Source organism: Kineococcus aurantiacus, from assembly GCF_013409345.1.
Taxonomy (GTDB): domain Bacteria; phylum Actinomycetota; class Actinomycetes; order Actinomycetales; family Kineococcaceae; genus Kineococcus; species Kineococcus aurantiacus.
On sequence record NZ_JACCBB010000001.1, the window covers coordinates 4352014 to 4375717 of the forward strand.

The window sequence follows — 23704 nt, forward strand, 5'->3', positions numbered from 1 at the left end:
AGCGGCAACGACCACTTGATCCCGAGCTACGACGCCGTCGACCACCGAAGCTAGCTCGCGCGCCAGGTGCTGCACCTCGGCGCTGCTCCAGTACCAGCGGCGCCACTCGCTCTCCTGCGCGGGACGCGTGGCGAGCGGCCGCTTACGATCGACACGTGGAATGCGCCGTCGTCCTCGTCGCGGACACGCCTATCGAAACCGTCGTGGCGTCGATCACGGCGCTAGCGGAGGCGATCGACGTCCTGGAAGAGGAGCGCCACGCAGTCACCACGGTCATCGTCGACACGTCCGCCGACCCGCGTGTCACAGGCTTCCTCGACAGGCTCGAAGGTGCGCGCGTGCTCCGGCTCCCTGGAGCCACCCGAGCCCAGGCCCTCATCGCTGGTGCGGAGGTCGCCCGAGGCGAGGTCGTCTGGTTGGGGGTGAGCGATTCAGCCCCCAGGCCCTCCGCGCTGTCGGTCCTCGTGGACGCCGTGGGGCGCGGCTTGAGCATGGCCCTGGCAGCCTCCTCGGATCCTGCCCCCTACGCCGCCCTGGCGGCGGACGCCCTCCCGCTCCTCGAGAAGCTGAGCCTCGAGGCGACGATTGACACCGACGCTGTGCCCGAGCTCGTCACGCGGTGCCTCCGAGCGGATCTCGCAGTCGCTCGAGTTGCCGGCGCGGGGTGCGTCAGTGCGCGGTCCCGAACGCCGCGGGACATCGGCGCGAGCATGCAGGTGGTGCCCGGGAAGTTCACTGCGGGGCCAGGCTCCTACAGCAGCCCCAGTACGCTGATCAAGTCCTACGCGCCGCTCGATGAGATCGAAGTGGGGGCGTACTGCTCCATCGCGGACGAAGCGCGGATCATCTTGCCCGGCGGGCGAGTCTTCGCGGCTGACGGCCGCGAGATCCCTCTCGTGCAACGGGGGGTGCACCGCATGCGGTCCGCCTCCACCTTCCCCATCGGCATCCTGGTGCCGGACGTCCCCTACGACGATCCCCCGGATGGCGCCGTGGGCGAGCGGCTGGTCGTCGGGGACGACGTCTGGATCGGGTACGGCGCCCGGATCATGGGGAACGTCGTGATCGGGACAGGGGCGGTCATCGGTGCAGGGGCGCTGGTCGTCAGGGACGTTCCCCCCTATACGGTCGTCGGAGGAGTTCCCGCCCGGGTGCTGCGACCACGGTTCGACGACGCGACGGTCCAGCGCCTCCTCGCCGTCTCGTGGTGGAACTGGCTGCAACCGTTCGTGACGGGGGCTCACCAGTGGTTCCGGCGTGACGTCGCGGACTTCTTGCGGCACTTCGACCCGGCGGGTGAGTCGTAGCTCTGCGCCAATGACCTCACCCACCGCGGAACCGGAACATCCGGTGGCTGTCCAACGGCGACCACGAAGACCCCTCGTCCCCGTCGGCGCTGTGCGGGGACAGCGGAGGCGGGCGATGGTGACCTCGGGAAGTCGTCCCCGCTCGTGCGTTCCAGGTGACTGTTGAGGCGGGTGGTCAACGCCCGTGTTCCTCGAGGACAGTGTCGGCGGGAACGAGGGAGTGGACCCTCACCCTGGTGTCGACGTCTCTCCAGTGTGTCAGGCGGATCCGACGGCAGAGTGCTGCAGAACCGCGCGGGCCGACCGATCGAGCGCGCCTCAGGGGTGAGCCCTCGACCGTGAGAGGGTGCGGTCCGCCGCAGCAGCTGCGTGCCGACCGCGTCGACGGTCACTTCGCCGGCGGCTCTCGGTCGCCTGCACGCGCCGGTCATCTTCCGCGGTCGGGATCACCGGTCTTCCAGAAGGGCCGCCTGAGGTCTTCGGCGTGAGTCCGAGCCTGGCGGCCGTCGCGCACCCGCAGGTGTGGTCAACACCGTGTTAAGAACGTGTGACGTGCGAAACACTCCGGCCCTCCCGGTCGATGGACCGTCAGGAGCGCGGACGGGGCGCTCCCCGAACGACGGGATGATCATGGCTGACGCCGCTCGCACCACCCTCGCCGCGTGCCTCGTCCTCCAGGGCACCCCCGACACCGCGACCCTCGCCCCGGCGCTGGAGCAGGACCTGCGCGGTCTGGTCGACGTCGCGGACGAGGTCGTCGTCTACGACACGGCCGACCACCTCACCCCCGGCACGGCGGCGTTCGACGCGACGCTGCACCCGGCAGTGACGGTCGTCTCGGGCTTCTGGGCCGACGACCAGGCGCGGGCCCGGGAGGCCGCGCTGGCGCACGTGGAGGCGGACTGGGCGCTGTGCGTGCTGGCGGGGGAGCGCGTCACCGCTGCTCCGGAGGAGCTGCGGGAGCTGCTGCGCGCGGCCGCGGACCTGCCGGCGTTGTCGGTGCGGGTGGACGACGTGGTGCGCGGGACGCACCGCTCGGCGCGGCTGGTGCACCAGGGGGACGGGTTCACCGGCCCGGTCGCCGAGGTGCCCAGCTCGGTGCTGACGGTGTGCCAGCCGGTGGCGACGACGGCGAGGGTCCCCTCGCAGCGGGGCGTGTTCGGCCGGGTCTGACCTCAGTCCTCGTCGCGGCCGGGCCGGGCCGGGCGGGTGCCGCTGGTCGGGGGGACCGGCAGCCGCCGCGGCTGGAACCCGCGCACGCGGCGGCGCACCCAGGCGGCGTGCCGGGCCGCGAGCAGGGCGGCGCGGCGCGCGGCCCGCTCGGTGTCCTGCCGCTCGGGGAGCCCGGGCTCGGGGAGCCCGGGCTCGGGGAGCCCTGGTTCCGGGGTCGCGCTCACGGGGCGGGGACCCCCTGCGGGACCGCCTCCTCCCGCGGGCCGGGGACGGCCGGGGGGCGCGCGGCGGTGGTGGGGCCCGGCCCGAACCAGGCCGCCTCCATCCGCAGCGCGGCGACGAAGCCCGCGACGACGAGGGCGAGGCACGACAGCACGACCAGCAACTTCGTTCGGTCCTTCCGTGGACGGTGGTGCTCCTGTGCCCGACACCGTGCCGCTGCTGCCCGCCGCCCGCACCCCGAAACGGGACCCGGCACCGGGGGGTGCGCGAGCAGGGACTCAGCGTTAACGTCAGGCCCGGTCGAGACGCGGCTGCTCTCCCGCTCGTCACCTGGAGCTGCACGTGGCCCGAGATCCGCTCGAATCCCTGACCGCCGACCTGGTGGAGCACTTGCGGGAGTGCTTCGCCGGGTACTCCGAGGTCGACGTGAGCGTCCCCACCGACGACGACCAGTTCGGGCGCTGGCTGGGCACCCCCGCCACGCGGCCCGCGGCGCTGTCGGTGGGCATCTGCTCGCGCGAGGCCCTGGACGGACCGCTGGCCCACGCGGTGGACCGGGTCCGCGAGCGCCGGGCGGTGTTGGTGGTGTGCGGGTGCGGCCGGGAGCCGCTGCCCGGCGTCCCCGACCACGTGGACCTGGTGCAGGTCGAGCGCGCCTCGCAGATCGCCGGGGCGGTCGCCGAGGCCAGCGCCGGGGACGTCCCGCTGGTCGTCGACGTCCGGCTCAGCGCGGAGGACGCCACCCGGCTGCTGCGCGGCTGAGCCCCTCAGTCGCCCGAGACGGAGAAGTGCTGGTAGTCCTTCAGGGAGCTCCAGTCCCCGCCCCAGGAGAACCCGTGCTGGGCGAAGGCCTGCACGACGGCGTCCCCCGCGAGGACGACGCCGGGGGCGGGCCTGCGGTCGGTGAACGCGCGCCCGGCCGCGGGCAGCACCGTGGTGCCCTTCACGTAGGGGTTCTCCACGGGGTTGAGGTCGATGGCGGTGCCGTAGGAGTGCTCGGAGAACCCCGACCCGCCGGTGGTGGCGCGGCAGTTGAAGGCCGAGGTGTTGTCGGCGGCCATCGACGCGTCGTCGGAGCCGCCGTAGGCCTCGACGGGGACCATCCGCGCGACCGGGAACCGCAGCGCGTACAGGCGGGCGAAGACGGCGACCACGGCGTCGGCGACGTCGGCGTGCACCACGAGGCGGCCGGTGGCGGGGTGGCCGGCGAGGTCGACGTGGGTGACCGCGACCGTCCGCAGCTGCTCGGGAGGCACGGGGCACCCCGGGCGCCAGGACGCCGACAGCTCCGCGGCGCTGACGGGGGAGACCGTGGACGTGAACGTCGGCAGCGGCGGGTCGGACACGTCGCGGGTGCGCCGGTCCAGGACCGGGGCGGCCGCCAGCAGGACGGGCAGCAACGCGAGCGCGACGGAGCGTGAGCGCCTCATGACCGCACGGTAGTCCCCCCGCGCTGCGGGAGGGGTGCAGGCACGAGCCGGCCGTCGAGCAGGTCGTACACCCGGCCCGCCCGGTCCACGCCCTCGACGCGGTGCGCCAGCAGCAGCACGGCCTGGTCCCCGCGGGCGTCGAGGAGGTCGCCCACCAGCCGGGCGCCGGTCACCTCGTCCAGCCCCTCGGAGGGCTCGTCGAGCACCAGCACCCGCACGTCGGCCAGCAGGGCCCGGGCCATCGCCAGGCGCCGCCGCTCCCCGCCGGACAGCGGCGCGCCACCGTCGCCGAGGCGGGAGTCCAGGCCGTGCGGCAGCGCCGCGAACCACTCGCCGAGGCGCACCCGGTGCAGCACCGCGACGAGGGCGTCGTCGGCGGTGCCGGGCGCGGCCAGCAGCAGGTTCTCCCGCAGCGAGGTGGCGAAGACGTGCTCGTCGTCGCCGACGCGGCCCACGACCGAGCGCACGTCGTCCCCGGCCAGGGACGTGACGGGCACCCCGTCGAGCAGGACCTGCCCGGCGGCGGGGTCCAGGAAGCGCTGCAGCAGCGCGGCCAGCGTCGACTTGCCCGCGCCGGAGGGGCCGCGGACGGCGACGACGTCCCCGGCGGCCAGGTCCAGGTCCAGGTGGCGCAGGGTGGGCCCGTCCCAGCCGGCCGTGACGTCGCGCAGCCGCAGGACCGTGCGCGTCGGCGCCGGCAGCGGCTGCGGCGCGGCCGGTTCGACCGCGGCGACCGGGGTGGCGAGCAGCGCTGAGGCCCGGGCGGCGGCCCGGCGGGCGCGCTCGCGGGCGCGGGCGGCGTCGGGCAGGGCGCGCGTGGCGTCGGCGACGGTGACCGCGGCCAGCACGGCGGCGCACACCCAGGCCAGCGGGGCGGGGGAGCCGCCGGCGGCCACGGCCGGGCCCAGGACGGCCAGGCCCGTCCCGGCGCTGGTCAGCCCCGCCGTCCACGCCGCGGCCCGGGCGCGCCGGCGCTCGGCGCGGGCCAGCGCGGCCTGCCGGCGCTGCACGGCGCGCAGGGGGTGGACCGACCGCAGGGTCTGCAGGTCCTCCACGGCGTCGAGGGTCTCCACGGTGGCGGCCGACAGGGCCCCGACGTCCTCGCGGTGGGCGTCCTCGCCCCGCTCGGCGCGCCCGGCGACGACGGGGGCCACGACGAGGGCCACGAGCAGCCCGGGCAGCGCGGCCAGGGCCAGGCGCGGGGACAGGACCGCGGCCGCGGCCAGGGCGAGCGCGACGGCGATCACCGTCACCGTCACGGGGTGGCGGTACCGCAGGGTGCCGTCGACGCGGGCGTCGACGTCGTCGACGAGCTGGACCAGCAGTTGCCCCGAGCGGCCCGACCGCTGCCGCGTCAGCCGTCCCGGCAGCCGGGGCACGAGGGCCGCGACGACGTCGGAGCGCCAGCGGGCCAGGCGGGAGAAGGCGACGTCGTGGCTGAGCAGGCGCTCGGCGTAGACGAGCAGCGGGCGGGCGGTGGCGCTGGCGCGCACGACGACGGCGGCCACCGACAGCGTCAGCACAGGTGGACGGCCGGCGGCGGTGACGAGCAGCCAGGTGGCGGCCGCGGTCAGGGTCGTGGCGGCCAGGACGGCGGCCACGCCCGTCGCGACGGCCAGCGCCCCGGCCCAGCGGCCCCGCACCCGGGGGGCTCCGAGCACGGTCCGGGCCCCCGCGACGGGGGGTTGGGGGGCCCTAACCGTGCTTCGAGCGGGAGTCGCGGCGGGTTCGGTGGGCGCGAGGGGCGCGGGGGGTTCGGGGGGAGTAGCGGGGGCGGGGCGGGTGAGGGTGGTGGTGCGGTCGGCGGCGGCCGGCAGCGCGGGGCGGTGGGCGACGGCCAGCACGGCGCAGCCCTCCTCGTGCGCGAGCCGGCGCAGCGTCGCCACGACGGCCGCCTCCCCGGCGGGGTCGAGGTGGGCGGTGGGCTCGTCCAGGACCAGCACCCGCGCGCCGAGGCGGACGGACAGGAACGTGCGGGCCAGGGCCACGCGCTGGCGCTGCCCCGCGGACAGGCCCCCGGCGTCCTCCCCGAGCGCGCCCGCGGGGTCCAGCTCACCGGCCCCGGCGTCCCGCAGGGCCCGGGCGACGAGCTCGTCGGGGACGTCTCGGCCGGCGCGGACGGCCTCGGCGACGGTGGTGGCGTGCGGGAACCCCGGCCGCTGGGGCAGGTGGGCCACGGCGCCCGGGTCGTGCTCCACGGTCCCGGCGTCGGGGACGAGGACGCCCGCGGCGACGCGGGCGGCGGTCGTCTTGCCCGCCCCGCTGGGGCCGGCCAGGACGTGCAGCCGCCCGGGCGCGACGTCGAGGTCGAACCCGGTCAGGACCGCGGACCCGTCGGGGCGGCGCACCTCGACCCCGCGCAGGCGGATCCCCTCGGTGTGCCCCCCGGCGGCCCGGACGGCCGGGGTGGCCGGGGCCGGGGCGGTGAGGACCTCGTCGACGTCGGCGACGACGGCCGCGGCGTCGGCGGAGTCGTGGAAGCGGGCGCCGACCTCGCGCAGCGGCCGGTAGGCCTCGGGGGCCAGCAGGATGACCAGGAGGGCGGTGTGCAGGTCCAGGGTGCCGCCGGCCAGCCGCATGCCCGCGGTGACCGCGACCAGGCCGACCGACAGCGTCCCGACGAGGTCGAGGGCGGTGGAGGACAGGAACGCGACCCGCAGCACCGACAGGGTGGCGCGGCGGGAGGCGTCGGTGGTGGCGGCCACGACGGCGACCTGGCGCGCGGCGCGGCGGTGGGCGCGCAGGGTCGGCAGGCCGCGGACGGTGTCGAGGAAGTGGGCGGCCAGGGCGCGCTGGGTGCGCCACTGGCGGTCGGCGCGCGCCTGGGTGGCCTTGCCGAGCAGGACCGCGAACACGGGCACCAGCGGCAGGGTCAGCGCGACCGTGAGGGCCGACTCCAGGTCGGTGAGGGCCAGCAGCAGCAGGACCGCCGGGGGGAGCAGGACGCCGGGGACCAGGGCCGGCAGGTAGCGGGTGAACCAGCCGTCCAGGGACGGCAGGCCCTGGGTGAGGACGGCGGCCAGCCGGGCCCGGCCGAACCGCTCCACCCAGGCCGGGCCCAGCTCCAGGGCCCGGGCCAGGACCCGGGTGCGCAGGTCGTCGCGGACGGCGGTGGCGGTGCGCTGGGCCAGGTGCGCGGCGGCCCAGGCGGTCACGACCCGCCCGGCGACGGTCCCGGCGAGCAGACCCAGGCCGGCGACCCGGCCCTGCCACAGGCCGGTGACGAGGTCGGCCAGGGCGAGGGCCTGCAGGACGGCGAGCGCGGCCTGGACGACCTCGACGGCCGCGGTGGCGGCGATCCCGGCGCGCGCGGGCCGGGCGTGCCGCAGCAGGCGGGGGTCGACCGGACCCCGCGGCCGGGCCGCCCGGCCGCTCACGGGACCGCTCCCCGGACCGCTCACCGGGCGACGCGGACCCGCGGCTCGCGCGCGAACCCGGTGGCGACCCGGCGGCGGAACACCCAGTACGACCACGCCTGGTAGGCCACGACGGCGGGCAGGACGACGACCCCGGCGACGGTGATGAGGTGCAGCGCCCCGTCGGAGGCCGCGGCCGCGCGCAGCGTCACGTCCCCGGCGGGGGACAGCGTGGACCGCAGCAGGACCTGCGACCCCTCGGCCAGGTGCGCGGTGAACACCGCCACGACGGTACCGGCGACGGCCGCGGTGGTGGCGGCGAAGGCCAGGGCCTCGGCCCGGCGCCAGGCGGCGACCGCGGCCAGGGCCAGCAGGGCCGCGGCGGCGGCCACGACGGCGTGCCCGGCGGCGATGAACAGGGCCAGGGCGATGACGACGAGGGCGGGGGCGGCGGCGACGGTCAGCCGGCGGGCCCGCACCCGCAGGACGCCGGTGGTGCGCAGCGACAGGAAGGTGGCGCCGTGGACGGTGGCCAGCAGGACGCCGGCGAAACCGCCCAGGACGGCCCACGGCCCGAGCACCGGGGCCAGCGAGCGGGTGAGGCCGCCGCCGTGCACCTCCCCGTCGGGCGACAGCGCCAGGCCCGAGACCAGGACGCCCAGGACCGCGCCCCAGGTCCCGGCCAGCAGCAGCGAGCTGGTGGCCAGGGCCGCGTCGCAGCCGTCGCGCCAGCGGGCGGTGTCGTGCTTGCCGCGGAACTCGATGGCCACGCCGCGCACGGCCAGCAGGAGCAGCAGGGCGATCATCGGCAGGTACAGGCCGGACAGCAGGGCGGCGTACCAGTCGGGGAAGGCGGCGAAGGTCACGCCGACCGCGGCGACGAGCCACACCTCGTTGCCGTCCCAGACGGGGCCGACGGTGCGCACGGCGGCGCCGCGCTCGGCCTCGGTGCGGCCCAGCAGCGGCCCGAGGAACCCGACGCCGAAGTCGAAGCCCTCCAGGACGAAGAACAGCACCCAGGCCAGGACGGTGACGCCGTACCAGAGGACGGGCAGGTCCACGGTCATCTCTCCAGGGGTCTCGGGGTCAGTAGCTCGGGGTGAGCTCGTCGTCGGCGGGCTCGGGCGCCGGGGCCGGAAGCTCGGGCAGCCCCCGGCGCACCAGCCGGACCGCGAGCTTGACCCAGACGAGGGCCAGCGCGCCGTAGACGAGGGTGAAGGCGACGAGGCTGGTGGCGACCTCGGCGAAGCTGAGGCCGGGGGAGACGCCCTCGGAGGTCTTGAACAGGCCGAAGACGAGCCAGGGCTGGCGGGCGGTCTCGGTGAAGATCCAGCCGAAGGAGTTGGCGAACAGCGGCAGCAGGGGCAGCAGGCCGACCGACCACAGCAGCCCCTGGGCCAGCCGGGGGTCGGGGTCGAGCGTGCGGGACCGCCGCGTGACCCACAGGTGGACGAGCGCGACGACCGCGGCGAACATCCCGACGCCGATCATGAGCCGGAAGCTCCAGAACGCCACCGGGATCGAGGGCGTGTAGTCGCCGGGGCCGAACTGCGCGGCGTAGGCGTCCTGCAGGTCCTTCAGGCCCAGGACCTGCGCGGTGAAGGACCCCTTGGCCAGGAAGGACAGGAAGCCGGGCACCTCGACGGAGAACGTCGGGTCGTCGCTGCCCAGGGGGGCGTAGGAGAAGATCGAGAACGGCGCGCCGGTCGTGGTCCGGTACAGCGCCTCGGCGGCGGCCATCTTCATCGGCTGGACCTCGGTGATGACCTTGCCCAGCAGGTCGCCGCTGATCGAGACGAGGGCGCCGCCGGCGAGGGTGGCCCAGGCGCCGAACCGCGACAGCGTGCGGAAGGCGGCGAACTCGGGGGTGCCGTGGGCGTACTGCCCGCGCAGCAGGTGCCACACGCCGACGGCCATGACCAGGGCGCCGCCGGCCATGACGGCCCCGGCGTAGGTGTGCGGGAAGGCCGCGAGGTTGAGCTCGTTGAGCAGCAGGTCCCGGAAGCTGCCGAGGCGGGCGCGGCCGGTGGCGGCGTCGACGGTGTAGGCCACGGGGTTCTGCATGAAGGAGTTGGCGGCGAGGATGACGAAGGCGCTGATGGCCGTGCCGACCGCGACGACCCAGATGGTGGCCAGGTGCACCAGCACCGGCAGCCGGTCGCGCCCGAACCACCACAGCCCCAGGAAGGTGGCCTCCAGGAAGAAGGCGAGCATGCCCTCCACGGCCAGGGTGGGGCCGAAGACGTCGCCGTAGAAGCGGGCGAAGGCGCTCCAGGACAGGCCGAACTGGAACTCCTGGACCAGGCCGGTGACGACGCCGACGGCGAAGGTGGTCATGAGCAGCTTGCCGACGAGCAGGGAGAGCCGGCCGTAGCGGTCGTCGCCGGTGCGGGCCACGTGCCGCACGTGGGCGGTCTGCAGGACGGCGGTGAACAGCGCGAGGCTGATCGACAGCGGCACGAAGAGGTAGTGGTACAGCGTCGTCACGGCGAACTGCAGACGGGTGAGCGCCTCGATGGTCACAGCGGGTCCGGTCCTTCCGGGGCTACTACGACGGTGCGTCGTACTACGACTAAGCGTAGTACGCCCATCGGTAGTACGACGGCTCGCGTTCACCGGTGTGGTTGACGTAACATCCCCGCGTGGGCCTGGGAGAACTCGAACGCGACGTCATGGACCGGCTGTGGGCGGCCCCCGGGCCGCTGACCGTGCGCGAGGTCCACGAGCAGCTGGCCGAGCACCGCAAGATCGCCTACACGACCGTCATGACGGTGCTGGACCGCCTCGCCAAGAAGCACGTCGTGCGCCAGGAGCGCGAGGGCCGCGCCTTCCGCTACACCCCGGCCGCCTCGCGCGAGCAGATGGTCGCCGAGCTCATGCTCGACGCCCTCGGCGGCGTGCCCACCGTCGACGACCGCCAGGCCGCCCTCGTCCACTTCATCGGCGGTGTCTCGCCCGCCGAGGCCGCCGCCCTGCGCGAGGCCCTCGACCAGATCGCCGCCGGCGGCCCGGGGGACGCGGCCCCCACCGCCTGACCGGACCCCGTAGGTTCTCCGGGTGACCGCCGTCTGGTTCGCAGCACTGGCGCTGCTCCTGGCCGGACCCGTCCCGGCCCTGCTGGCCCGCGCCCGCTGGACCTGGCAGGTGCCGCGCGCCGCCCTCGTGCTGTGGCAGTCCATCGCCCTGGCCGCCGTCCTGGCGACCCTCGGCGCCGGGCTGGCCTCCCTGTCTCTGCTGTTCACCGAGGAACCCGGCTTCCCCTTCCTCGAACGGCACGGCCCCGTCCAGACGACCCTCATCGGGCTCGGCTCGACCCTCGTCGCCGTCGTCACCGTCCGCTTCTGGGTCGTGGCCACCCTCGTCGGCATCCGCACCCGCCGCCGCCGCAACCGCCACCGCGAGATGGTCGACCTGCTGCACCGCAAGGAGTCCACCTCCGAGGTCGACGCCGCCCTGCTGGCCCAGACCGGTGTCCGCGTCCTGACCGGCCCCGGCCGCGTCGCCTACTGCGTCCCCGGCGTGCGCGCCCGCGTCGTCGTCTCCGACGCCATGCTCGACTCCCTGACCCCCGAGGAGGTCCGCGCCGTCCTGGCCCACGAGCGGGCCCACCTGCGCGCCCGCCACGACCTCGTGCTGGAGGGCTTCACCGCCCTGCACGCCGCCTTCCCCCGCGTCGTCTCCAGCCAGGCCGCCCTCGACTCGGTGCGGCTGCTCGTGGAGATGCTCGCCGACGACTCCGCCCGCCGGCGCACCGGCTCCCTGCCGCTGGCCCGCGCCCTGGTCGCCCTCGCGGGCCAGCCCGACGCGGGCGGCGGGGTGGAGTCGGAGATGCCCGTGGGCTCGGCGGCCCTGGCCCGCGTGCGCCGCCTGGCCGCCCGGCCCGCCCCCCGGGGGTTGTCGGTGGCCGTCTACGCCGCCGCCGCCGTCGTCCTGGGCGGGCCCACCCTGGCCGTCGCCGTGCCCTGGCTGCAGGCCAGCTACCGCGCGCTGGCGGGCTGAGGCACCCGGCGCGCACCCACCGGCGGGACCCGGTCCGGCGCCGGCCGGTCCAGGCACAGGCGCGACTCGAAGCGGCTCACCGCGAGCAGCGTCTCCGGGGCCACCCCCGTCATCCAGTCCACGACCTGCACCCCCGGGCTGGCGAAGGCGTGCTCCAGCACCGCGTGCTCCAGCAGCCGGCCGGGGGAGTACCGCGCCCAGCGCGTCACGAACCGGCCCTCGAAGATCCCGTAGCGGGGGCCCCCGGGCACGCCGACGACGTACGCGGCCAGCTCCCCGTCCAGGCGCAGCTCGGCCAGCTCCCGGCGGCCCAGCTCACCCAGCGCCTCCAGGCGCGAGCGCCACGTGCGCCGGCCCTGCGGGGTGTCCAGCGCGCACGCGATGCCGTGGACGGTGTCGCGGTCGCGGTAGGCCACCTCCAGCTCCGGCACCGCCGCTGCGAAGGCCGCCGGGTCGGTGCTGATGCGCAGCTCGACGTCCACGCCGTCGGTGCGCAGCCGGTTGGCCGTCTTGCGCAGGTTCTTGCGCATCCCGGCGCTGACCAGCGCCTCGCCCTCACCGGGGCGCACGACGACCGGCACCGGGTCCAGCGCGCGCACCCGCGCGCCCGCGCCGGCGGCCAGCGCCCGGACCAGCGGGTCGTCGGGCAGGTCCTCCAGCCGCAGCGCCGTGCCCCGGCGGTCGGCCTGCGCGGCCAGGGCGGCCCCCAGCGCGCGGGCCGCCCTCGGGGAGGCGGCCAGGACACCGGCCTCGTAGCCGTCGCCACCGGTGAGCAGCCGCGTGGAGGTCCCGTCGTCGTGGACGTCGTCGCGCAGGACGGCCAGCGCCTCCACCCGCCCGGCGCTGCGCAGCTGCACCGCCCACAGCGAGGCCGGTGGTGCCCCGGCCGAGGCCGCGCGCACCCAGGCCGGGGAGGCGGTCGCCGCGGTCGGCGAGGGGGCACCGGACGCGTGCACGGCCTCGCGCACGGCCTCGGGGCCGGTCAGGACGTGCACGTCGCGCTGGGCGGGCACGGTCGGGGTCAGGGTCCAGGTGAGGTTCACGAGAGAGGTCCAGGCGTCGCAGGGGCGGGGACGAGAGCGGGAACGGGATCGGGGACGGGAGCGGGGACGAGGGCGGGGACGGGGACGTGCTCGAGCAGCCAGCGGTCCAGCGCGTCGGCGGGCAGCGCCTTGGCGTACAGCCAGCCCTGCAGGACGTCGCAGCCGGCCGCGGCCAGCTCCCGGCTGGTCTCCTCGTCCTCGACGCCCTCGGCGACCAGGCGCAGGCCCAGGGAGTGGGCCAGCACGATCGTCGAGCGGACGATGGCCAGGGCCCGCGGGTCGCCCACGAGGTCGGTGAGGAAGGACTTGTCGAGCTTGAGGTCGTCCAGGGGGAGCTGGCGCAGGTAGGCCAGCGAGGAGTAGCCGGTCCCGTAGTCGTCCACGGCCACCCGCACTCCGCGCCGGCGCAGGCCCTCGAGGATCACCTGGGCGCGCTCGCGGTCGGCCATGAGGAAGTCCTCGGTGATCTCGATCTCGAGCAGGTGGGCGGGCAGGCCGCGGGCGGTGAGCAGGTCCTGGACGCGGTCGGGCAACCGGGCGTCGCCCAGGGAGGAGGCCGACAGGTTGACCGCGACCGCCAGCGGGCGGCCGGCGCGCCACCACCGGGCGGCCTGGTCCAGGGCCTGCTCCAGCACGGCGCGGGTGAGGTCCTCCATCAGCCCGGCGGCCTCGACGACGGGGAGGAAGGCGTCGGGGAACAGCAGGCCCCGCCGGGGGTGCTCCCAGCGCACGAGCGCCTCGACGCCGTGCACGAGGCCGGTCGCGACGTCCACCTTGGGCTGGTAGTGCAGCAGCATCCGCCGCGCGGCGATGTCGGAGCGCAGCAGCTCGGCGGTCTCCAGGCGCTCCCCGGAGGCGAACTCGTCGACGTCGGGGGAGTAGGCGAAGCTGCCCAGCTGCCGCGCCTTGGCGTGGTACATGGCCACGTCGGCCTGGCGCAGCAGCGTGGTCAGCTCCGCGGTCCCCACCGGCAGCACCGAGACGCCGATGCTGCCGCGGGTGCGGACGTGGACACCCTCGAGGTCGTAGGGCTGGTGCAGGGCCTCGTGCAGCGCCGTGGCCAGCTCCAGCGCCTCGTCCGTGCCCACGCCCGCGCGGACGACGGCGAACTCGTCGCCGCCCAGGCGCACGACGACGCTGCGCGGGCTGTGGGCGATCTCCCGCAGGCGGCGGGCGACGTCGCGCAGCAGGGCGTCCCCGGCGTGGTGCCCGAGGCTGTCGTTGACCTCCTTGAACCCGTCGAGGTCCAGCAGCAGCAGAGCCACGTGGTCGTCCCCGTCTGACCCCGCCAGCAGCTGCGGCGTGCGGCCGTACAGGGCGCGGCGGTTGCCCAGCCCCGTGAGCTCGTCGGTCTGCGCCAGCTCGCGCTGCTCGGCCAGGCGCGTGACCTCGCGCAGGGTGAACAGGAGCCGGGCCAGCGCGCTGAGCACGGTGGCCGCGGCGACCGCGATGGCGACCGGGTGCAGCGGGTAGCGGTGGTCGACGACCAGGACGCCCAGGGCGGCCGCGGTGGCCAGCACGGGGATGGACAGCAGCGCCCAGGCCGGCAGCCGCGGCCCGGTCGGCGCCGAGGTCCAGCCGGGCGTCAAGCCCATGAGCACCACCCCGGTGACCCAGACGCCGTCGGTGAGCCCGCCGGAGACGTAGGTGCCGGTGGCCGTGGAGAACAGGTACGCCACGTCGGCGACGACGAAGACGACCAGCCCGGCGGCCAGCAGCCACAGCCCCTTGGGGGGGCGCCAGCCGAACAGGGCCAGCACGGCCGCCAGGACCATGAGCAGCACCAGGTCCAGGGCCGGGTAGGCGGTGGTGGTGGCGACCGCGGCCCAGGAACCGGTCGTGGCGACGATGGGGCCGATGACCGCGGCGGCGGCGACCGCCCCGACCGCCAGCGCCCCCACGACGCCGTCGAGCCACAGGCTGCGGGCGTGGCGGGCGTCGCGGCCCTTGGCCAGCAGGATGAGGGCCACGAAGACGAGCGGGTAGAAGAGCAGGAAGCCCACGTCCGCCCCGGAGGGGTAGGGCTGGTCGGGCAGCGGCCGCACGAAGGCGGTCCAGAACACGTTGCCGGAGCCGTAGACCGCCAGCGCGGCGGTCAGCAGGTACCCGCCGCGGCGCGGGCCGTCGTGGCCCAGCGTGCGGACCAGGCACAGCGCGGCGGCGGCTTCGTAGGCGAGGTTGTTCAGCAGGCCGTCCAGCGCGAAGGAGTACCCCGCGTGCGGGCGCACGCCCGGCAGCGTCGAGAGCACGAAGGCCGCCGGGAACAGCAGCAGCAGCACGTGCGCCGCGCGCTGGGCGCGCGCGGGCAGCACCAGACGGTGCTGTGCGGTCGGTTCCACGTCCACCTCCAAGGTCACAGGAGGGATCGGTTGCGCTGAGCCAACGCTCGACCCGCCGAACGGGTGGTGGGCGTTCCTCAGAGCGCGGTCAGGACGGCGCCGACGAGCACGAGGCAGACCGCCACGACCTGCACCCGGGTCAGCCGCTCGCCGTGGAAGCGCCGCGCCAGCAGCACCGTGACGGCCGGGTACAGGGACGCCAGGACGGACACGACGCTGACCATCCCGCTCCCGGAGGCCACGGCGAACGCCGCGGTGGCGGCGAGGTCGAGGAAGCCCAGGGCCAGCAGGACCGGCAGGTCCCGGGCCTGGACGGGGCCGCTGCCGCGGCGCCCCGCGACGGCGGCGGCGACGACGAGGACCACCGACGTCAGGCGCATCGCCAGCAGCGACCCGGCGACCGAGGACTCGCTGCCGCGGGCCAGGGCGAAGATCTCCACGCCGAACAGCAGCGCGGCCAGCAGGGCCAGCCACACCGCCGACGAGGGCTGCTTCGCGGTGGGCGACAGCTCCGGGCCGGCCACCCCGACGACCCCGACCAGCGCGAGCGCGGCGCCGAGGACCGCGAGCGCGCCGGGCCGCTCGCCCAGGGCGAGCCCGGCGGCGAAGGGCACGAGCATCCCGCAGGAGGCGATGGGCGCGACCACGCCCATGGTGCCGCGGGCCAGCGCCGTGTAGAGGGCGGCCATCGCCCCGGCCCACGTCACCCCGGCGAGCACCGACCAGCCCAGCCAGCCGCCGGCCGGCAGCCGGCCCAGCTGACCGGAGCCCGCGAGGACGGCCAGCAGCACGAGGGCCGACAGCACCTGGGAGACGGCGAGGACCTGCACGGCGCGCAGGCGCCGGCTGACGCTGCCGCCGAGGAAGTCCGAGGACCCCCACAGGACGCTGGCCAGCAGGGCCAGCCCGGCGCTCACGCCCGGCTCCCGGGCGTGGCCGTGGGCACGGACGCGGGCACGGGCGGGTGGACGGGGGCGGGACCGGGGACCGGAACGAAGCAGGGGGCGCGCACGGGGTCTCCTCGACCACCGCGCGCGCCCCCTTGAGGACCTTCCGCCACCTGTGTGGATCTCGCTACTGCTGCAACAGGTACAGCTCCAGCTGCACGACCCCGGCCTGCGGGGACTGGGCGTTGACCGCGCGCCAGAAGTCGCGCTTGGCCGAGCCGGTGAAGACCCCCGGCGCCGCCACGTCGAGCTGGGCGTTGACGCGGCGGGCCAGGGCGGTCCCGCTGCCGGGGTCGCCGGAGGTCCCGAAGGTCAGGACGAACGCGGCGTGCCGGCCCTGGGCGGCCAGGTCCTGCACGGCGGCGGCGACCGAGGCGCGGATCGCCTCGTCGGAGGAGCTGTCCACGTCGACCTGCAGCACCACGGGGGCCTGCGCGACGCCCGCGGGCATCGAGGGCACCGGCGCGGGGGCGGTGACCGTCACCGTCGGGACGGGCGTGGGGCTCGGGACGGGGGCCGGGGCGGTGGGGGCCACGGTGGCCGCGACGGCCCTCTGGTCGTCGGCGCCGGCGTGCACGGCCCCGCCGGCCGCCAGCCCGATGATCGTCAGGGCCAGCAGCGCGTCGGCGAAGACCCAGCCGGCCAGGCCGACGGTGGCGTTCTCCCGGCGGCCGCCGAGCGCGCCGCGGACGCGGACCGCGGGGCGCCTCACTGGCCGACCCGGGCGTAGCGGCGGGCGGCCAGGTCCTGCAGGGTGCGGGGCGCGACGGCCACGAACTGCTCCTCGACCTCGGGTTCGGGGCGGGCCTCGGGGCGGGGCTCGGGGGCGCGGACCACGCGCCGGGCGGGTTCGGGCCGCACGTCCTGGCGCACGTCCTGGCGCACCTCGGCGCGGGCCTCGGGCCGGGGTTCGGGGCGCGGGTCGGGGCGGCGCTGGGGGGCGACGGGGGCCGTGCGCTGCTGCTGACGGGCCGAGGCGATCGCGATGCGCTCGGGCAGCGTGTCGACCTGGTGCGAGAGCTGGCCCATGACCTGGTCGACCACGGTGCCCAGCTCGTGGCCCAGGGTCTGGGTCAGGTCCTGGGTCAGGGTGCGGGAGGCGTCGCGGTAGGCCCGGTTGACCTGCCGGACGTGGTCCTCACCGGCCATGGCCAGGGTCTGCGCCACGACCGCGGAGACGTCCTCGCGCAGCGTCGAGCCGATGCTGCGCAGCGCGCGGCCGGTGGCGTCGGCGTGCTCGTGCTGGACCTTCTCCAGCCAGCGCGGCACCGAGCGCATGTCGTGCGCGGCCTCGACCAGGCGGTTCTCGATGCCCCGCCAGGAGTCCAGGACCTCGTTCTGGGTGGCCAGCAGGTCGGCCAGGCGCTCCTCGTGCCGCACGCGGCGGTCGGCGGCCTCGGCCGCGGTGGCCAGGACGTGGGTCGCGGTGCCCAGGGCGGCCTCGGCCGCCTCGGAGGTGCGGGCGACGTCGCGGCGCAGCGTCTCCATGGTCTGCGCGGCGTGCTCGGCCGAGGCCGAGACGTGCTCGCTGAACGCCTCCCCGGTCATCGTGGTGACCTGCTGGACGCTCTCGACGACGGTGGCGTGCATCGTCTCCACCGACTCCCGGGCCGTCGTCGACAGCGCCGCGACGTGACCGGTGACGGCCTCGCCGAAGTCGGCGGAGTGCCGGCTCATGGTCGCCGCCGCGGTGGACAGCTCGGTGATGGACTCGCGGGTCTGGGTGGACAGGGCCTCGACCGCCGAGGAGACGCCCTCGACGGCGGACAGGACCCGGTCGCGGCCCTGCAGGCCCTCGCGCAGCGCCTCGGCGGTGCCGGCGCGGACCTGCTCCAGGTGCTCGCTGAGGGTCGCGGTGGACTCGGCCAGGGTGCGGGTGTGCTGCTCGCGGTCGGCGGCGATGAGCGCGCCGTGGGTGCTGACGGCCTCGGTGACGGCGCCCTGCAGCTGCGTCGCGGCGCGCGCCACGTCGGCGCCGCCGGTGTTGGCCAGCTCGGCGGCGGTGATGGCGTGCTGGGCCGAGGCCCGCACGGTCGCGACGAGCTCGCTGGTGTCGGCGTGCAGCCGGATCGTCTCGGAGACCAGGCGCCCCAGCTCGGTCAGGCCGCGCTCGAAGTGCGCGCCCAGCTGCTCGGCGGCGTTGCTGCGGAAGGGCGCCAGCGCCAGCGTGGCGCGGGCGGCGAAGGCGCGCAGGACGGTCCGGTGGGACTCGTCGGCGTGCGCGGCGGCGAGGTCGTCGACGCGCTGGCGGCGGTCGGTGGCCACGGCCGCGACGATGGCCGCGGAGATCAGCAGGACCGCCAGCTCGGCGACGCGGTCCAGGGAGAAGAAGGTGCGCCCGCCGAAGCCGTCGAGCCACAGCTGCAGGAACGACTCGCCGCCGTCGGCCTCACCGGCGCGGCTCATCGCCCCGTAGGCGCGGCCGGCGAACAGCAGGCCGATCCAGGTGACCATGATCGGGGCGAAGACCAGGACGGTGCGCAGCGACCCCGAGCGCAGGAGGCTGCGGCGCTGCTCCAGCGGCGCCGTGGCGGCGTCGGTGTCCAGCAGCTGGAACAGGTCCGCGTCGGCCCACCGGCCCAGCCGCCCGTCCTCGCCGTCGGCCTCGGCCCGCACGGAGCCGGCCAGCTCGCGCAGCACGTCGGCGCGGTGCGCGCACGGTTCGCCCGCGGCGAGCCGCTCGGCCTCGGCGGCCAGCCGGGGCAGCTCGCCCGGGGTCACCGGCGTGGTCCCCGGCGTGGTCCCCGGGTCGGTGGAACGTTCGGCGTCGTCCATGGTGGCGGCGGTGTCCTTCTCGTCAGGCGTCTCGTCGGTCATCCGGTGGGACGGGTGGATCGCTGCCACCTACCTCGGCGGGACCGGCCGGGACCTTGAGGGCCTGGATGGGCCGGCCGTGGGTCACCCGTCCGGCCCAACCGGTGGACGCGCGGTGAGCGGCGCGGCCGCGGCCGCGGGCGCGCGCCGGACGCCGGCGGGGGACCGGACGGGGGAGGGGACGGTGCCGTCCCCGCCCGCGAGGGGCAGCCGGCGCTGACCCTGCGTGAGGTCCGGCCGGCCGGTACCGCCGTCCGGGTGACGGTGGTGACCGCGACGGGGGGATCGCCGCCGAACCGTGCTGCTGCGCACCGGTCGGGGCTCAAGGACCCACCCCCGTGGGCCGAAGGAGTGTCTGAGCCTCAAGGACCCCGGTCCGCACCAGCCAGCACCCAGCAGATCCCCGCCAGATCCCCTAGTTCGAAACCCCGGAGGGTGGCCTCGTGTCCGATCTCACCAGCGTCGCGCTGCACACCGCGTTGAACGGTCTGCAGGCGCGCCAGCGGGCCATCGCCGACAACATCGCCAACATCAACACCAAGGGCTACCTGGCCAACAAGGTGCAGTTCGAGGACGCCCTCGCCAGCGCCGTCGCCGGCGGTGACGCCCGGGCGGCCGCGAGCACCGGCATCGCCACGAGGAAGTCGCTGGAGCCGACCCGCGAGGACGGCAACAACGTCAACCTCGACGAGGAGACGATCTCCAACATCTCGACCAACCTCAGCTACCAGACGGTGCTGGGCGCGCTGAACTCCAAGTACTCGATGCTGCGCACCGCGATGAGCAGCCAATGACGGGGACGCACCCCTCCTGATCCCCGCCCCCTGACCTGACATCCGGAGCGAAACCCATGAGCATCTTCGACGCGATCGGCATCGCCGGCACCGGCGTCACCGTGAACCGCAAGTGGATGGACGCCGTCAGCGACAACCTGGCGAACATCAACACCGCGACCCGCACGTCCGACCCGGCCTACGAGGCCAAGTACGTCGTGGCCGCCGAGGCCGCCGACGGCAAGGGCACCCAGGTCGCCGGCATCGTCACCGGCAGCGCCGAGGGCCGGCGGGTGTACGAGCCCACCCACCCCCTCGCCGACGAGCAGGGGTACGTGAAGTACCCCGACATCGACATGAGCAGCCAGATGACGAGCCTGATGATGGCCCAGCGCGCCTACCAGGCGAACCTGCAGACCATCACCACGGCCAAGGAGGCCTACTCCTCCGCCCTGCAGCTCGGGAAGGGGTGAGCTAGGTGAGCATCGAGTCGATCGGTGGCGTCGGCGACGTCGCCAACACCCTGGGCACGCTGGCCACCGGCTACGGCCAGGGGATCGCCGACACCGACAACGCGCAGATGACCAGCGCGATCGGCGGCGGCAGCGGGGTCTCCTACACCGGCAGCGTCGCGCCCGTCACGGTCACCGGCACCGCGGGCGTCGGGGCGAGCACCCCGGTGGGCGGCAGCTCGGGCACGGACTTCGCGTCCCTGCTCTCGGGCGGCCTGGACAAGCTCCAGGGCCTGCAGTCCACCTCGGACGACCTGGCCCTCAAGGCGGCCACCGGTGACCTCACCAACGTCCACGACTACATGATCGCCAGCAACGAAGCGCAGCTGGCCACTCAGCTCACCGTCGCTGTCCGCAACAAGGCGGTCGACGCCTTCAACGAGATCATGAGGATGCAGGTCTGATGGCCAAGGCCAAGGGAAGCGCGGCGATCGTCGAGAACGCCAAGAACTTCGTCTCCGGTTTCCGGACCTTCTCGACGGGCCAGAAGGCCGTCGTCATCGCGGTGGTCGCCGCCCTCGTCGCCGGCGCGGTCGTCTTCTCCCAGTGGGCGTCCAAGCCGACGTTCGCGCCGGTGTTCACGAACCTGTCGGGCACCGACGCCAGCGCCATCACCGACAAGCTCACCGCCGACGGCGTGGAGTTCGAGCTGGCCGACGGCGGCAAGACCGTCCTCGTGCCGGCCGACCGGGTCGACGCCGAGCGCCTGGCCATGGCCGGCGCGGGCCTGCCCGCCGACACCGGCTCGGGGTACACGCTGCTGGAGGACTCCGGGGTCACCACCTCCGAGTTCATGCAGCAGAAGAAGTACCAGATCGCGCTGCAGGACGTCCTGGGCACCACGATCTCCTCGATCGACGGCGTGCAGAAGGCCGTCGTGAACCTGGCCGTCCCGCAGAAGGACGTCTTCCTCGACGAGCAGGACCCGACCACCGCGTCGGTGCTGCTCAAGCTCAAGCCGGGCACGACGCTGACCAACGACAACGTCACCGCGATCGTCAACCTCGTCGCCGGCGGCGTCGAGGGCATGGACCCGAAGAACGTCTCCGTGGTCGACGACCAGGGCAACACGCTGTCCACCGACGGCACCGGCTCCAGCGCGCAGAACGAGAAGACCAGCGACTACAACGCCTCGGCCTCCTCGGACCTGCAGACGTACCTGGAGAGCATCTACGGCAAGGGCAACGTCAAGGCGACCGTCAAGGCGACCCTGGACTTCGACGACAAGACCGTCCAGTCCAAGGAGTACACCCAGCCGAACAGGATCGACCCGCTGGCGCAGTCCAAGAGCACCGAGACCTACGAGGGCTCCGGGGCCGGTACCGCCGCCACCGGCGTCCTGGGCCCGGACAACATCGCGGTCCCCGGCACCACGGGCACCACCGGTGGCGGTGGTTACGCCAAGGACGACACGACCAGCAACAACGCGATCAACGAGACCAACACGGTCATCAAGCAGGCCCCCGGCAAGGTCACCAAGCAGACCGTCTCGGTCGTGCTGAACGCCGGCGCCAAGGGTGCCGCGGGCGCCGCGGACGTCAACCAGGTCACCCAGATCGCCACCCAGGCCGCCGGCGTGGACGCGACCCGCGGGGACCAGATCACGGTCGTCAAGACCGCGTTCGACACCACCGCCGCCGCCAGCGCCGCCGAGGAGCTGGCCGAGGCCGAGAAGGCCGACCAGCAGGCGCAGCTCATCGGGTACGGCAAGACCGCGGCCCTGGCCCTGCTCGTCCTGATCATGCTGATCGTCATCCTCGTCGCCTTCCGCCGCCGCAAGGTGGAGACGGTCGACGTCCTGGACGTCGACCCCCTCCAGCTCGGCGACATCACCGCCCCGGGCGAGGACCTCAAGGAGATCGCCCCGGCGGTCGAGAAGCCTGTGGCGCTCGAAGCAGCACCGGTGGACCCGGCCCTGGAGGCCGCGGCCGCCCGCCGCACCGAGGTCGTCGAACTCGTCTCCCGCCAGCCCGAGGAAGTCGCGGAACTGCTCCGCGGCTGGCTCGCCGATCGGAGGTCCTGACCCGTGGTGTCCACCGAGCTCGAGGTCGCTCCCCTGACGGGGGCGCAGAAGGCCGCCGTCCTGCTGCTGCAGGTCGGTCAGGAGAACGCCGCGAAGGTGCTGGGTCACCTTCGCCCCGCGGAGATCGAGGAGCTGACCGCCGAGATCCTGCGCCTGCGCTCGGTCAGCCCCGAGGTCGCCGGCGTGGTCCTGGAGGAGTTCCACTCCATGATCGCCTCGCCGCTGCGCGGCGGGCTCGGTGGGCTCGACTACGCCCAGTCCCTCCTGGAGGGGGCGCTGGGCGCGGACGGGGCCGCGGAGGTCCTGGGCCGGGTCGCCGAGGCCGCGGTCGTGCAGCCGTTCCAGTTCCTGCACCAGGCCGACCCGCAGCAGATCCTCACCTTCCTCACCGGTGAGCACCCGCAGACCATCGCCCTGGTCGTGGCGCACCTGCGCCCGGACCAGGCCTCGATGATCCTCGGCGGGCTGTCCTCGGAGATGCAGGCCGACATCGCGCTGCGCATCGCGACGATGGAGGCGACCAGCTCCGAGTACGTCCGCCTCGTCGAGGACGTCGTCCAGCGCCGCACCTCCACGGTGCTGCAGGCCAAGACGAACACCGCCGTCGGCGGCGTCCAGCCCCTGGTCGACATCATCAACCGCGCCGACCGCGGCACCGAGCGCTCCATCCTGGAGGGCCTGGCGGCCAAGGACGCGGCGCTGGCCGAGGAGATCCGCGGCCTCATGTTCGTCTTCGAGGACATCACCACCCTCGACGACCGCGCCATCCAGCTGGTGCTGCGCGGGGTGGAGACGGCCGACCTGGCCACCGCTCTCAAGGGCGTCACCGAGACGGTCCGGGACAAGATCCTCAAGAACGTCTCCGAGCGCGCCCGCGAGAACCTCCTCGACGAGATCGAGCTCATGGGCCCGGTCCGCATGTCCGCCGTCGAGGAGTCGCAGCAGAAGGTGGTCGCGATCATCCGCCAGCTCGAGGAGTCCGGCCAGATCGTGCTGACGCGCGGTGGTGACGATGACTTCGTCGCGTAGCTTCCAGCTCGCCGACTCCCGGCCCGCCACGGGCCGGGAGCCCCGGGTGTTCGTCGCGGTCCCGGCCGCGACGAGCACCTCGGCCCGCGGTTTCGTGGGCCTCGACCTCGCCCAGCGCGAGGAGACCGAGGAGCTCGCGGCGCGCCGCGAGCGGGCCCGCGCCGAGGGCTACGCCGCCGGCTGGGCCGCCGGCATGCGGCAGGCGGCGGAGAAGGCCGCCGCCGAGCTGGAGGCCCAGAAGGAGGCCGCGCACACCGCGGCCCGGCTGGACCGCGACGAGCGCCGCGCGGTCCGCACCCGGGCCGAGGAGGCCCTGCTGGCCGCCGGCGACGCCCTGCGCGCCGAGCGGGAACCGGCCGTCGGCGCCCTGGCCGACACCGTCCTGGAGCTGGCCCTGGAGCTCGCCGGGGCCGTCCTGGACCGCGAGGTCCAGCTCATGGACTCCCAGGTCGGGGAGGCCGTGCGCCGCGCCCTGAAGCCCCTGGACGGGGAGAAGCCCGTCACCGTGCGCGTCAACCCCGAGGACTTGATGGCCCTGACGGGTGACGCCCTCAAGGGGAAGCACTCGCTGTCCGACACAGAACTCGTGAGCTTCCTCCCCGACCCCACCGTCGCACCGGGTGACGCCGTCGCCCGCCAGGGTGACACCGAGGTGGACGCCGGCCTGCGGGCCAGCGTCTCCCGCGCCCTGGCTGCCCTCGTCGGAGAGGGCACGAACGGAGTCCTGGCGTGACCCA

General features: G+C 75.1%; 22 protein-coding genes. 11 read left to right on the forward strand and 11 right to left on the reverse strand.

Translation table 11 applies throughout. The features are described from left to right. Positions 1-155 precede the first annotated feature (155 nt). Positions 156-1307, forward strand: coding sequence for an LbetaH domain-containing protein (locus tag BJ968_RS26975; protein WP_179755083.1), 1152 nt, complete (start codon positions 156-158; stop codon positions 1305-1307). 630 nt (positions 1308-1937) lie between these two features. After that, a complete protein-coding gene (locus BJ968_RS20815; protein WP_179755085.1) occupies positions 1938-2480 on the forward strand; it encodes a glycosyltransferase family protein in 543 nt (180 codons plus the stop codon). A 2-nt stretch (positions 2481-2482) separates the two neighbouring features. Here BJ968_RS20815 and BJ968_RS20820 read toward each other — a convergent pair whose 3' ends face one another. Both BJ968_RS20820 and BJ968_RS20825 read right to left on the reverse strand, forming a co-directional pair. Next, positions 2483-2704 carry a hypothetical protein gene (locus BJ968_RS20820; RefSeq protein WP_179755087.1) on the reverse strand — a complete coding sequence of 74 codons (222 nt, stop codon included), beginning with the start codon at positions 2702-2704 and terminating at the stop codon, positions 2483-2485. Next, positions 2701-2865: a hypothetical protein gene (locus BJ968_RS20825; protein ID WP_179755089.1), complete on the reverse strand. Its 165-nt coding sequence runs from the start codon at positions 2863-2865 to the stop codon at positions 2701-2703. The genes BJ968_RS20820 and BJ968_RS20825 overlap by 4 nt, the downstream gene beginning before the upstream one ends. A 179-nt stretch (positions 2866-3044) precedes the next feature. Between BJ968_RS20825 and BJ968_RS20830 the strand changes: the two genes are divergently transcribed. Next, entirely contained in the window at positions 3045-3464 is a 420-nt protein-coding gene (locus tag BJ968_RS20830; protein ID WP_179755091.1) for a hypothetical protein, read from the forward strand. 5 nt (positions 3465-3469) lie between these two features. Here the strand turns inward: BJ968_RS20830 and BJ968_RS20835 are convergent, their stop codons facing one another. Genes BJ968_RS20835 through BJ968_RS20850 form a run of 4 tightly spaced genes read right to left on the reverse strand, consistent with a single transcriptional unit; the run spans position 3470 to position 10011 of the window. After that, positions 3470-4132, reverse strand: a complete 663-nt coding sequence (locus tag BJ968_RS20835) for a M15 family metallopeptidase (RefSeq protein WP_179755093.1) — start codon at positions 4130-4132, stop codon at positions 3470-3472. Beyond that, positions 4129-7509 (reverse strand): thiol reductant ABC exporter subunit CydD, encoded by a 3381-nt coding sequence (gene cydD, locus BJ968_RS20840; protein ID WP_179755095.1) that lies wholly within the window; start codon positions 7507-7509, stop codon positions 4129-4131. Before cydD ends, BJ968_RS20835 begins: the two co-directional genes overlap by 4 nt. Positions 7510-7529: 20 nt before the next feature. Beyond that, positions 7530-8555, reverse strand: coding sequence for a cytochrome d ubiquinol oxidase subunit II (gene cydB, locus BJ968_RS20845; RefSeq protein ID WP_179755097.1), 1026 nt, complete (start codon positions 8553-8555; stop codon positions 7530-7532). A 19-nt stretch (positions 8556-8574) separates the two neighbouring features. After that, on the reverse strand, positions 8575-10011 hold the full coding sequence (locus tag BJ968_RS20850; RefSeq protein WP_179755099.1) for a cytochrome ubiquinol oxidase subunit I: 1437 nt from the start codon (positions 10009-10011) through the stop codon (positions 8575-8577). A 119-nt stretch (positions 10012-10130) separates the two neighbouring features. Here BJ968_RS20850 and BJ968_RS20855 point away from each other — a divergent pair, with 119 nt between their 5' ends. Then, positions 10131-10523: a BlaI/MecI/CopY family transcriptional regulator gene (locus BJ968_RS20855; RefSeq protein ID WP_179755101.1), complete on the forward strand. Its 393-nt coding sequence runs from the start codon at positions 10131-10133 to the stop codon at positions 10521-10523. Between the two features lie 22 nt (positions 10524-10545). After that, positions 10546-11487 (forward strand): M48 family metalloprotease, encoded by a 942-nt coding sequence (locus BJ968_RS26980; protein WP_179755103.1) that lies wholly within the window; start codon positions 10546-10548, stop codon positions 11485-11487. Here the strand turns inward: BJ968_RS26980 and BJ968_RS26985 are convergent. The 5 genes from BJ968_RS26985 to BJ968_RS20885 all read right to left on the reverse strand — a co-directional run bounded on the left by BJ968_RS26985 (position 11466) and on the right by BJ968_RS20885 (position 18633). Further along, a complete protein-coding gene (locus BJ968_RS26985; RefSeq protein WP_179755105.1) occupies positions 11466-12530 on the reverse strand; it encodes a GNAT family N-acetyltransferase in 1065 nt (354 codons plus the stop codon). The two genes, BJ968_RS26980 and BJ968_RS26985, sit on opposite strands and share 22 nt — an antisense overlap. After that, positions 12527-14869 carry an EAL domain-containing protein gene (locus BJ968_RS20870; RefSeq protein ID WP_179755107.1) on the reverse strand — a complete coding sequence of 781 codons (2343 nt, stop codon included), beginning with the start codon at positions 14867-14869 and terminating at the stop codon, positions 12527-12529. Before BJ968_RS20870 ends, BJ968_RS26985 begins: the two co-directional genes overlap by 4 nt. A 77-nt stretch (positions 14870-14946) precedes the next feature. Next, complete coding sequence (locus BJ968_RS20875; RefSeq protein WP_179755109.1) at positions 14947-15786, reverse strand: EamA family transporter; 840 nt, start codon at positions 15784-15786, stop codon at positions 14947-14949. A 157-nt stretch (positions 15787-15943) separates the two neighbouring features. Further along, a complete protein-coding gene (locus BJ968_RS20880; RefSeq protein ID WP_179755111.1) occupies positions 15944-16528 on the reverse strand; it encodes a hypothetical protein in 585 nt (194 codons plus the stop codon). Further along, positions 16525-18633, reverse strand: coding sequence for a methyl-accepting chemotaxis protein (locus tag BJ968_RS20885; RefSeq protein WP_179755113.1), 2109 nt, complete (start codon positions 18631-18633; stop codon positions 16525-16527). The genes BJ968_RS20880 and BJ968_RS20885 overlap by 4 nt, the downstream gene beginning before the upstream one ends. 440 nt (positions 18634-19073) lie before the next feature. On the opposite strand from BJ968_RS20885, the gene flgB reads away from it, so the two are divergent. From flgB to BJ968_RS20915, 6 genes are all read left to right on the forward strand, one after another. After that, the gene (gene flgB, locus BJ968_RS20890) at positions 19074-19424 is read left to right on the forward strand and encodes a flagellar basal body rod protein FlgB (RefSeq protein ID WP_179755115.1); all 351 of its coding nucleotides are present in this window, start codon (positions 19074-19076) and stop codon (positions 19422-19424) included. 56 nt (positions 19425-19480) lie between these two features. After that, positions 19481-19876 carry a flagellar basal body rod protein FlgC gene (gene flgC, locus BJ968_RS20895; protein ID WP_179755117.1) on the forward strand — a complete coding sequence of 132 codons (396 nt, stop codon included), beginning with the start codon at positions 19481-19483 and terminating at the stop codon, positions 19874-19876. A gap of 107 nt (positions 19877-19983) precedes the next feature. After that, positions 19984-20319 carry a flagellar hook-basal body complex protein FliE gene (gene fliE, locus BJ968_RS20900; RefSeq protein WP_179757122.1) on the forward strand — a complete coding sequence of 112 codons (336 nt, stop codon included), beginning with the start codon at positions 19984-19986 and terminating at the stop codon, positions 20317-20319. Then, entirely contained in the window at positions 20319-21938 is a 1620-nt protein-coding gene (gene fliF, locus BJ968_RS20905; protein WP_179755119.1) for a flagellar basal-body MS-ring/collar protein FliF, read from the forward strand. Before fliE ends, fliF begins: the two co-directional genes overlap by 1 nt. Positions 21939-21941: 3 nt before the next feature. Further along, the gene (gene fliG / locus BJ968_RS20910; RefSeq protein ID WP_179755121.1) at positions 21942-22967 is read left to right on the forward strand and encodes a flagellar motor switch protein FliG; all 1026 of its coding nucleotides are present in this window, start codon (positions 21942-21944) and stop codon (positions 22965-22967) included. Continuing rightward, on the forward strand, positions 22951-23700 hold the full coding sequence (locus BJ968_RS20915) for a FliH/SctL family protein (RefSeq protein WP_179755123.1): 750 nt from the start codon (positions 22951-22953) through the stop codon (positions 23698-23700). Before fliG ends, BJ968_RS20915 begins: the two co-directional genes overlap by 17 nt. The last annotated feature ends 4 nt before the right edge of the window (positions 23701-23704 follow it).

What these genes read in the sequence shown, in the direction of transcription:
- flgC (WP_179755117.1), top strand. Translation starts at nt 19,481, where the DNA reads ATGAGCATCTTCGACGCGATCGGCATCGCCGGCACCGGCGTCACCGTG.
- fliE (WP_179757122.1), top strand. Translation starts at nt 19,984, where the DNA reads ATGACCAGCGCGATCGGCGGCGGCAGCGGGGTCTCCTACACCGGCAGC.
- fliF (WP_179755119.1), top strand. Translation starts at nt 20,319, where the DNA reads ATGGCCAAGGCCAAGGGAAGCGCGGCGATCGTCGAGAACGCCAAGAAC.
- BJ968_RS20915 (WP_179755123.1), top strand. Translation starts at nt 22,951, where the DNA reads ATGACTTCGTCGCGTAGCTTCCAGCTCGCCGACTCCCGGCCCGCCACG.
- BJ968_RS20815 (WP_179755085.1), top strand. Translation starts at nt 1,938, where the DNA reads ATGGCTGACGCCGCTCGCACCACCCTCGCCGCGTGCCTCGTCCTCCAG.
- cydB (WP_179755097.1), bottom strand. Translation starts at nt 8,555, where the DNA reads ATGACCGTGGACCTGCCCGTCCTCTGGTACGGCGTCACCGTCCTGGCC.
- BJ968_RS20835 (WP_179755093.1), bottom strand. Translation starts at nt 4,132, where the DNA reads ATGAGGCGCTCACGCTCCGTCGCGCTCGCGTTGCTGCCCGTCCTGCTG.
- BJ968_RS20885 (WP_179755113.1), bottom strand. Translation starts at nt 18,633, where the DNA reads ATGACCGACGAGACGCCTGACGAGAAGGACACCGCCGCCACCATGGAC.